Genomic DNA, 9,566 nt, shown 5'->3' on the forward strand with positions numbered 1-9,566 from the left:
GCAGGTGCGTCTTGTCGAAATGCCGGTGCGGAGCCTTGGTGTCGACCACGCCGAGGCCCGCCTTGCGGCGGATCATCGGCTCCCAGAATTTCAGCCAGCTGTCGCGGCGCGGGCCCATGAAGGTGCGGTAGTAGAAGCCGACCGGCAGGAAGCGGCCGAACCTGTCCATGATGACGTCGCGGTCGCGCTCGAGCGAGCCGTTGACATTCTGTGCGCTGACCCGCAGCCCTTCGCTGATCGGCGTGCGCTCGGCGGCGGCGTTCGGTTCGGATGGCAGTTGCACCAGAGCGTTGGCGTCGGGCCCGGTCATCGACAGAATGCCGCGCGGGCGGTGGTATTTGAACGAGCGCGACAGCACCCATTGGCCGGACGCGGCGAGCGCGCTGGCGATGCTGTCGCCCTCATAGCCTTCGAAGGGCTTGCCCTCGAAGGTGAAGCGGATGCGGCGGCTCCGGTCGATGCGGCTTCCGAAAGGGGCGGGCAGCCGGTTCATGCGCGGTCCCGCAGTTGCGAAGCGTCGAAGGTGCGGATGATCTCGTTGCTGACCAGATCGCGCTCGGCCAGGAAGAAATAGTTGCTCGGCACGTGCCGCCACCATTCGACCACGACGCCCTTGCGGTTTTCGGCGCGGAACAGATGCCGCGACCAATCCCTGTCGGCAGTTGCGTTCGGATCGGGCCTAGCGCGCACCGGTCCGAAGGACTGAAACTCGTCGATGTTGCGGGGGCCGTTCATGGGGCAGGTGAGCAGTTTCATGGATCAATGGCTCGCGGCGGTGGCGCCCATTTCATTGAGCAGCCGGAAGGTTTCGAAGCGCTCCAATGCAAAGGGTTTCAGAATATCGGGCACGCGGCCCTCGGCGATCGTCTGCGCCATGCGCTTTCCCGCGACGGGCGTCGCCTTGAAGCCCCAGGTGCCCCAGCCGCAGTCAAGCCACAGATTGGTGAGCGGACTCGCCCCCATGATCGGGCTGTAGTCCGGCGTCATGTCGGTGATGCCGGCCCATTGCCTCAGCAGCCGCACGCCCTCCAGGAAGGGGAAGAGGTGGACGGCGCCTTCCGCGAGGTGCTCCTTCATGTCGAGTGTCGAGCGCGTCGAGTAGAGCTGGTAGGGATCGGAGCCGCCGCCGATGACGACCTCGCCGCGCGATGACTGGACGAGATAGGTGTGCAGCGAAACCGACGAGACCAGCGTATCCAGCCAAGGTTTCAAGGGCTGGGTGACCATTGCCTGCAGCGGATAACAGCGGATCGGAAGGTCGACGCCGGCCATCAGCGCCACGTCGTAATTCATGCCGCCGGTGGCGATCAGTACCTGGCCGCAGGCGACGCGGCCCCGGTTCGTCTTGACGGCCTGGACGCGGTCGCCGACGACCTCGAAGCCTTGCACCTCGGTGCGCTGGTGGATCTCGACGCCGCGCCGCGATGCCTGCGCGGCATAGCCCCAGGCGACTGCGTCGTGGCGCGCCGTTCCGCCGTCGGCATGCCAGAGCCCGCCGAGGATTTCGAGCGGGCCGCCATAGTCCATGTTCAGCAGCGGGCAGAGTTCCTCGACGCCCTTCTGATCGACGACCTCGGTGCGCGTGCCCATGTGCTTGCCCATCTCGGCGCGCATATGGAAGCTGCGCATCGTCGCCTCGCTATGCGCAAGCGTCAGCTGGCCGCGCTGCGAGAACATGACGTTGAAGTCGAGCTCTTGCGACAGCCGCTCGAACAGCTCGACGCCTTCCTTGTAGAAGGCGATGCCTTCCGGCGTGATGTAGTTGGAGCGGATGGTGGTGGTGTTGCGCGCCGTGTTGCCGCCGGCGAGGTAGCCCTTCTCCAGCACCGCCACGCTCTCTATGCCGTGATACTTGGCAAGGTGATGCGCGCAGGACAGCCCATGTCCGCCGCCGCCGATGATGACGACATCATAGGCCGGCTTGAGCTCGGGCGTGGCGGGGATGTCGCCGCTGACCGGATAGTCCCTGCTGAGACCGTATTTCAGAAGCCCGAGGGGCATTGCGCGCTCAACTGGACGTCTTGGGAGGATCGTAGAGCAGAGCCGAGAGATCGGAGAAGCGGCTGTCGCGGTCGTCGAGCGAAAGCACCGCGTCGCGGATCGCCGCTGCGCGGTCGGGTCCGAGCACGGGCGCCGCGAATTCCATGTATTTGGCCTCGACGTCCTGCTTCGACATCGGCGCCTCAGGGCCGCCGCGCGCATGCACGTCTCCAGACATCAGCACGCGTCCATCGTTGGTCGTGATGACGACATCGGCCCAGCGGCCGGCCGGGAAGCGGGCGCTGTGGCGCTCGTTCTCGGTTACTGTGATCCGGGTGAGCATGTCGGCGACCGCGGCATCCTTGAGCCCAGCGCCGGAAATATGCTCAAGCCCGATGCGCCGGTGGATGATGAAGGTCGCGACGGCGAAGCGCAGGCTGTACTGCGCCTTCGAGGTCGTGTCCGGCATGCCGTCGAACAGGGTAGCGGCATAGTGGAAGCTGTTGACCTGGACATGGGCGATGTCGGAGGGGGCAAGATCGTGCGCCAGGCAGAGTCCGCGCACCGCGTCGATCGCCGCATGCGCCCAGCGGCAGATCGGATAAGGCTTCACATACTGATGCAGCGACTGCCAGAACACGCCGAGATCCTGCCAATGCGTCGCGACATCCGGCGCCTCGACGGTGATCGCCGGCGCTCCGGTGAAGCCGCGTTCGGCAAGCACAGCCGCCGAAAGGCCAATGAGGGCGCCGGGGCCGGAGCCGTCATGCAGCATGGTCGGCGTGGCGATCTCGCGCATCATCTGGCTGCGCGGGCCGTGATACTCGGCAATGCCCAGCGCCTCGCGCAATTGCGCTTCGTCGAGCCGCCGCAGACGCGCCGCGATCGCCGCCACGCCCAAGGCATTCCAGGCGCCTGACGTGTGATAGTCGCTGACCGTCGCATGCAGGGCGATGCCGGCACGGCCGGCGACTTCATAGCCGACGACCAGCGACGCCAGCGCCTCCGGTCCGGTGAGGTCGGGCCTTGCTTCCGCGAGCGCGGCAAGCGCCGGCACCACCGCGACGCCGATATGGCCCTTGGTCGGGCTGTAGCCGTCATGGCCGTCGAGGTTGTCCGTCTGCGTGGCGACGGCGTAGGCCGCGCCGGCGATGCTTGCGCGGCGCCCGTCGAACAGCATGCGGGCCGAATATTGCGGATCGTTCGAACCATAGAGCAGCACGGCCGTGTCGCGCGCGATCCGGCCTGCTTCCATCGGTCCTGCCGCGACGGCGATGCCGAGCGTGTCGAGCAGAAGGTAACGCGCCTGTTCAAGCACCGGCTGAGGGAAGACGGAAGCCGGACGCCGCAGCACGAAATCGGCAAGGCGCGTGAACGTATCGGAACTGACGACAGGCCCCTCACGCCGGTATGACGGCACAGCCACGCGCTTATCTCCCCTGTCTTCTCACAACACCATTAAATTGGGTTCATCGCGCAGGCACGCGATTAGTTTGGCGGCTTTGGCCAAAAATATCGATGCCATGTCGCTTGTCCGCGATTGAACGGCCGGTCGCGCATGCGATAGCTATGGACATTACGCAGCTGGAGACCGGGATGAAGCCGCCACCCCCCTTGAACTATATCCGCTCGTTCGAAAGTTCTGCCCGCCATTTGAGCTTCACCACGGCTGCCAAGGAACTGGGTTATACGCAAGCCGCGGTCAGCACGCATGTGCGTGCGCTCGAACACTATATCGGCCGGCAGCTGTTCATCCGCTATCCGCGCAGCCTGAAGCTGACCGAGATGGGGGAGGCGTTCCTGCCGACCTTGCGCCAGGCACTCGACCAGATCGACCAGGCGACCGAAGCGATCGTGGCGTCCTCGCGAAACAAAACCGTGGTCGTCTCCTGTCCGATGAGCCTTGCGGAAAACTGGCTGGCGGGCTGCATGGCCGCTTTCCGCAAGAAGCATCCCGAGATCGAGATCGTGCTGCACGGCACGATCTGGGAAGACTTGAGCGAACAGATCGCCGACATCACCATCTCGACGCGGCGCTTCGACGACCGGCCGCCTTCGGCGATCCCGCTCTGGAACGACGAGCTGGTCCTGCTCTGTGCTCCGAGCATGCTCGAAGGCGAGCATGCGCTGAAGACGCCGCAGGACATGCTCAAGGTGGACTGGATCTTCGTGCATGGCCGCCAGGAATACTGGCAGGTGGTCACCGAGGCGCTCGGGGTCGACATGGAGGATCACGACAAGGGCCTGTCGACCAATGCCTCGAACATCGCGCTCGAACTTGCTGCCATGGGCGCCGGCCTGGTCGCCACGCAGCGTTCTTTATCTCACGCCTATATGCATCGTGGGCTGCTGGTCGAGCCGTTTCCGGTGCGGCCGCCAAGCCCCTGGAATTACTATCTGACCGAGAGCCAGCTCTCGAAGGGAAATATCGCCCGCACGGTCAGGGAATGGATCCTGTCCAGGGCCAGGGAGGACGCCGCGCGACCTTAGAGTTTGACGCAATTCCGGACGGAAAACCGTTACACACTTTTCCTGGAATTGCTCCAGCACCGGTTTCAGCCTCAAAAAATTGGCGCGCCAATGGCATTGTTTTTTTAGGCCTCAACGGCCGGTTTTCTGCGGTTTCTGAAGGGCCGAGCCCTTCCGGGATTTTTGCATCGCCCCTAACATGCGTGCCGCAAGGGGAATGCAACGGGCAAAAAAGCCCTGAACCGGAGAACAACGATGACAATGTTCAAGAGCAACGGTGACCGCGTCCCGGCGGTCATCGAAAGCTACGCAGCCGAAGTCAAAAAGGGCGGGATGGACCGCCGCGAATTCCTGGCCATGGCAAGCGTGATGGGCGCTTCCACGGCGCTCGCCTATTCGATGGCGGGGATTGCGCCGGCCAAGGCCGCCGCGCTCGTGCCCGGCAAGAAGGGTGGCATCCTGAAGATGCAGATGATCATCAAGGACATGAAGGATCCGCGCGCCTGGGACTGGTCGGAAATCGCCAATGTCATGCGCCAGTGCAACGACTACACCACCGACTTCACCTTCGAAGGCCATCTGGTCGAGAGCTGGGAGGTGAGCGACGACGCCACCGAATACACGCTGCATCTGCGCAAGGGGGTGAAATGGTCGAACGGCGACGACTTCAATGCCGACGACATCGTCTACAACATCGAACGCTGGTGCGATAAGACGGCCGAAGGCAATTCGATGGCCGGCCGCATGAGCTCGCTGATCGATCCCGCCACCAAGAAGGCCGCCGCCGGCGCAATCACCAAGGTCGACGACCATACGGTGAAGTTGAAATGCCGCCAGTCGGACGTCACCATCATCCCCGGCTTTTCCGACTATCCGGCGGTCATCGTGCATCGCGACTTCGACAAGAACGGCGCCGACATGCTGAAGACACCAGGCACCGGTCCGTATGAGCTGATCTCCTACAAGGTCGGCGAGTCGGCTTCGGTGAGGCGGCGCAAGGACTTCACCTGGTTCGGCGGCGAGCCCTATCTCGACGGCGTCGACTGGGTCGACTATGGATCGGACGCCTCCAACCCCGCCATCGGCAGCGCCTTCGAGGCCGGCGAGATCGACTGCAACTACCAGACGGTCGGCGGCACCGTCGACCTCTATGACAGCATGGGACTGGTCAAGGAGCAGGTGGTCACCGCCGGCACCATCGTGCTGCGCACCAACGTGACCAACAAGCCTTACGACGACAAGCGGGTCCGCAACGCCATCCAGCTGGCGGTCGACAATGAGACCGTGCTGAAGCTCGGCTATAGCGGCTTGGGCCAGGTCGCCGAAAACCACCATGTCTGCCCGATCCATCCGGAATATTACGAGCTGCCGAAGGTTCCGCGCGACCTGGCCAAGGCCAAGGCCCTGATGGCCGAGGCCGGCCAGACGGACCACGAGTTCGAGCTCATCTCCTACGATGCGGATTATGTGAAGGACCCGGCCGACGTCGTTGCCGCGCAGATGCGCGACGCCGGCTTCAAGGTCAAGCGCACCATCATCCCGGGCTCTTCGTTCTGGAACGACTGGACGAAATATCCGTGGTCGACCACCGACTGGGGCATGCGGCCGCTGGGCGTGCAGGTGTTGGCGATCGCCTATCGCAGCGGCGAGGCGTGGAACGAGTCCGGCTATTCCAATCCAGAGTTCGACAAGAAGCTCAACGAGGCGATGGCCGTCGCCGACCCGGCCAAGCGCAAGGAGCTGATGAAGGAGGTGGAGTTCATCCTGCAGGACTCCGGCATTCTGGTTCAGGCGTTCTGGCGCTCGCTCTACCGCCACCACGCCACCTATGTGAAGAACCTCGGCATGCACCAGACATTCGAACTGCAGCTGGACAAGGTCTGGCTGGACAAGGCCTAGACTGGCAGCTCAAGCGCCAATTCAGGGGCGCGTTTGCGCCCCTGAATTCACCGGCGACTGCGATCGATCAGTCAGCTAAATGAAATCCCAAAACGCTGCCAAGAGCGCGAAGCAAGTCGCCGAACAAAGGGAAGAAAGCTCAACCATGCGTACTCATGCACAAGCCGTCGTCATTGGAGGCGGCCTGATCGGCTGCTCGATCCTTTATCATCTCGCCAAGTTCGGCTGGACGGATGTCGTGCTTCTGGAGCGCAGCGAGCTGACCTCCGGTTCGACCTGGCACGCCGCGGCCAACATCCACGGCCTGCATGATTCCACCAACATCAGCCGGCTGCAGCATTACACGATGGCGCTCTACAAGGAGCTGGAGGCCGAGACCGGCCAGGGCTGCGGCATCTTCCAGCCGGGCTCGCTCTATCTCGCACAGACCGAGGCGCGCGAGCATCAGTTGCGGCTCCAGGAAGCCAAGGCGCGTCGCTACAAGATGAATTTCTACGAGGTCGGCCGCGACGAGGCGGAGCGGCTGCATCCGCTGGTCGATTTCGACGGCATTCGCTGCATCATGTATGAGCCGGAGGGCGGCAATGTCGATCCGTCCGGCGTGACGGCGGCCTATGCCGCAGGCGCGCGCCAGCGCGGCGCCGAGATCCATCGCTTCACGCCGGTGACGGCGACGGAGGCGCAGGGGGACGGCAGCTGGATCGTGCGCACGCCGAAGGGCGACATCCGCACGCAATGGGTGGTCAACGCCGCCGGCCTGTGGGGCAGGGAGGTCGCCGCCATGGCCGGGCTGCAACTGCCGCTGATCCCGACCGAGCACCAGTATTTCGTCACCGAGACCATTCCCGAAATCGCCTCCATGGGCCGGCGCCTGCCGTCGGTCGCCGACCGCGACGGCGAATATTATCTGCGCCAGGAGGGCCTGGGGCTGCTGATCGGCGCCTATGAGCGCAACATGAAGTTCTGGGCGGAGGAAGGCACGCCGCTCGATTTCGGCCACGAGCTGTTTCCCGACGACCTCGACCGCATCGAAGAAAACATGATGCGCGCCGTCCAGCGTGTCCCCGCCGCCGCTACCGCCGGCGTCAAGAAGGTGATCAATGGCCCGATGATCTGGTCGCCGGACAGCGCGGTGCTGTTCGGGCCGGTGCCGGAGCTCAGCAATTATTTCTGCTGCAACGGCATCATTCCCGGCTTCTCGCAGTCGGGCGGCATGGGCAAGCTTGCCGCCGAATGGATGATCGAGGGCGAGCCTTCGCTCGACATGTTCGGCTGGGACATGGCGCGCTTCGGCCACTGGGCGGGCAAGGCTTTCACCAAGGCGCGCGTGCAGGACCAGTACAGCCACCGTTTCAAGATCCATTTCCCGAACGAGGAACGCGCCGCCGGCCGTCCGGTGCGTACCCGGCCGGTCTATGAGATGCAAAAGGAAATGGGCGCTGTTTTCGGTCTCAATTTCGGCTGGGAGCATCCGCTGTGGTTCGCCGCGGCAGGCGAGCCGCGCGAGGAGACGGTCGGCTTCACGCGCCAGAACTGGTGGGGGCCGGTGGGTCGCGAGGCGCGCATGCTGCGCGAGCATGCCGGCATCATCGACATCTCCAATTTCGCCAAATACGAGGTGAAGGGCCCGGGCGCGGAAGCCTGGCTGAACGCGCTCTTCGCCAACCGTATGCCGGCCAAGGTCGGCAACTCCTGCCTGACGCCGTTGATCGGCAAGCGCGGCGGCATCGCCGGCGACTTCACCGTGACCAGGCTGGCGGAGGACGAGTTCATGGTGATCGGCTCGGGCATGGCCGAGCGTTTTCATCAGCGCTTCTTCAAGTCGGTGCCGCTGCCGGCAGGCACGACCTTCCGCTCGCGCACCGAGGAACTCGGCGGCTTCAACGTCGCCGGGCCGAAATCACGCGAGCTGCTGCAGCGGCTCACCAATGACGATCTGTCGAACGAAGCCTTCCCCTTCATGCGTTCGCGCCAGATCACGGTCGCCGGCGTCGATGTGGTGGCGCTCAGGGTCTCCTTCACCGGGGATCTCGGCTGGGAGCTGCACTGCAAGGCTGCCGACCAGGTCGAGCTCTACAGCGCGCTGCTCAAGGCGGGCGCGGAAGTCGGCGCCGGGCCAGTCGGCTCGCGGGCGCTGATGTCGCTGCGCGTCGAGAAGGGCTACGGCAGCTGGAGCCGCGAATACTCGCCGGAATACTGGCCGCAGGAGGTCAAGCTCGATCGCCTGATCAAGACCGACAAGCAATTCCTCAACCGCGACGCCTATCTCGCCGTCGCCGAGAAGCCGGCGCGCGACGAGCTGATCATGCTTTCCGTCTCGGCCAAGGATGCCGACGCCACCGGCGGCGAGCCGATCTTCCTGCCGGACGGCACGCCGATCGGCCAGGTGTCGTCGGGGGCCTATGGCTATTTCGTCGAGCAGTCGCTGGCGATGGGCTACGTCAAGGCGGGAACCGCCAAGGCCGGCGACAAGGTGACCGTCGCCATACTGGGGAGGCCGCATGACGCCGTGTTGCTCGCGCATCCGCCCTTCGACCCGGAAGGCAAGCGGCTACGGTCGTGAGGCAGCCGTCGCCTGAGACGTCAGGCGGCGATTGCCGCCGGCGCCTCAGCCGCCGAAGCGGCTTAGCCAATGGCGGGCGAGGTCGGAGCGCCGGCAGACCCAGATATCGGGATTGGCGGTGATCTTGTCGAGGAAGCGCTCCAATCCGATCATGCGACCCGGACGCGCCGCCAGCCGGCAATGCAGCGACACCGTCATCATGCGCAGGGTCTTCTGGCCCTCCTTCAGCAGCCAGTCGACGCCGTCGCTGACGTAGTCGAAGAACTGGCTGCCGGTCTCCAGGCCCGAGCCGCGTGAAAAGCGGCTGTCGTTGTTGTCGAAGCTGTGCGGCACGACCAGATGCCGCTTGCCGCCGACGTCGACGAAATAGGGCAGGTCGTCATTGTAGTCGTCGCAGTCGAACAGGAAGCCACCATGCTCGACCACCAGCCGCCTTGTGTTGAGGCTTGGCCGGCCGGTGTACCATCCGAGCGGATCGATGCCGGTGATCTTGCGCACCATGTCCACCGTCATGGCGATATGCTGGCGCTCTTCCTTTTCGCTGAGCGGCGCGTAGTCGATCCAGCGCCAGCCATGGCAGACGATGTCGCTGCCGAGCGCGGCGATCGCCTTGCCGGCGTCCGGGTTGAGCTCCAGCGCGCGCCCGACGACATAG

General features: G+C 64.5%; 8 protein-coding genes. 3 read left to right on the forward strand and 5 right to left on the reverse strand.

Translation table 11 applies throughout. The features are described 5' to 3' along the window. The 4 genes from EOA23_RS27610 to EOA23_RS27625 all read right to left on the reverse strand — a co-directional run. On the reverse strand, positions 1 to 493 hold a 493-nt coding region (locus EOA23_RS27610; protein WP_189341727.1), incomplete at its 3' end, for a 2Fe-2S iron-sulfur cluster-binding protein. After that, a complete protein-coding gene (locus EOA23_RS27615) occupies positions 490 to 756 on the reverse strand; it encodes a sarcosine oxidase subunit delta (protein WP_127306474.1) in 267 nt (88 codons plus the stop codon). The genes EOA23_RS27615 and EOA23_RS27610, both read right to left, overlap by 4 nt. Positions 757 to 759: 3 nt before the next feature. Beyond that, positions 760 to 2,001, reverse strand: coding sequence for an FAD-dependent oxidoreductase (locus EOA23_RS27620; RefSeq protein WP_127306475.1), 1,242 nt, complete (start codon positions 1,999 to 2,001; stop codon positions 760 to 762). Between the two features lie 7 nt (positions 2,002 to 2,008). Next, the gene (locus EOA23_RS27625; protein ID WP_245474361.1) at positions 2,009 to 3,406 is read right to left on the reverse strand and encodes an MmgE/PrpD family protein; all 1,398 of its coding nucleotides are present in this window, start codon (positions 3,404 to 3,406) and stop codon (positions 2,009 to 2,011) included. Positions 3,407 to 3,576: 170 nt separating this feature from the next. Between EOA23_RS27625 and EOA23_RS27630 the strand changes: the two genes are divergently transcribed. From EOA23_RS27630 to EOA23_RS27640, 3 genes are all read left to right on the forward strand, one after another. Beyond that, complete coding sequence (locus EOA23_RS27630; protein WP_126082271.1) at positions 3,577 to 4,470, forward strand: LysR substrate-binding domain-containing protein; 894 nt, start codon at positions 3,577 to 3,579, stop codon at positions 4,468 to 4,470. 234 nt (positions 4,471 to 4,704) lie between these two features. Next, complete coding sequence (locus tag EOA23_RS27635) at positions 4,705 to 6,348, forward strand: ABC transporter substrate-binding protein (RefSeq protein WP_127306476.1); 1,644 nt, start codon at positions 4,705 to 4,707, stop codon at positions 6,346 to 6,348. A 145-nt stretch (positions 6,349 to 6,493) separates the two neighbouring features. Then, positions 6,494 to 8,911 carry an FAD-dependent oxidoreductase gene (locus EOA23_RS27640; protein ID WP_127306477.1) on the forward strand — a complete coding sequence of 806 codons (2,418 nt, stop codon included), beginning with the start codon at positions 6,494 to 6,496 and terminating at the stop codon, positions 8,909 to 8,911. Positions 8,912 to 8,956: 45 nt separating this feature from the next. Here EOA23_RS27640 and EOA23_RS27645 read toward each other — a convergent pair. Then, a partial coding sequence (locus EOA23_RS27645) for a polysaccharide deacetylase family protein (protein ID WP_127306478.1) occupies positions 8,957 to 9,566 on the reverse strand: 610 nt, incomplete at its 5' end.

Source organism: Mesorhizobium sp. M2A.F.Ca.ET.042.01.1.1, from assembly GCF_003997405.1.
In the GTDB taxonomy this organism is placed as follows: Bacteria; Pseudomonadota; Alphaproteobacteria; order Rhizobiales; family Rhizobiaceae; genus Mesorhizobium.

Bases quoted from the DNA above. Each gene is read 5' to 3' on its own strand.
- EOA23_RS27615 (WP_127306474.1), bottom strand. From the start codon at position 756: ATGAAACTGCTCACCTGCCCCATGAACGGCCCCCGCAACATCGACGAG.
- EOA23_RS27620 (WP_127306475.1), bottom strand. From the start codon at position 2,001: ATGCCCCTCGGGCTTCTGAAATACGGTCTCAGCAGGGACTATCCGGTC.
- EOA23_RS27630 (WP_126082271.1), top strand. From the start codon at position 3,577: ATGAAGCCGCCACCCCCCTTGAACTATATCCGCTCGTTCGAAAGTTCT.
- EOA23_RS27635 (WP_127306476.1), top strand. From the start codon at position 4,705: ATGACAATGTTCAAGAGCAACGGTGACCGCGTCCCGGCGGTCATCGAA.
- EOA23_RS27640 (WP_127306477.1), top strand. From the start codon at position 6,494: ATGCGTACTCATGCACAAGCCGTCGTCATTGGAGGCGGCCTGATCGGC.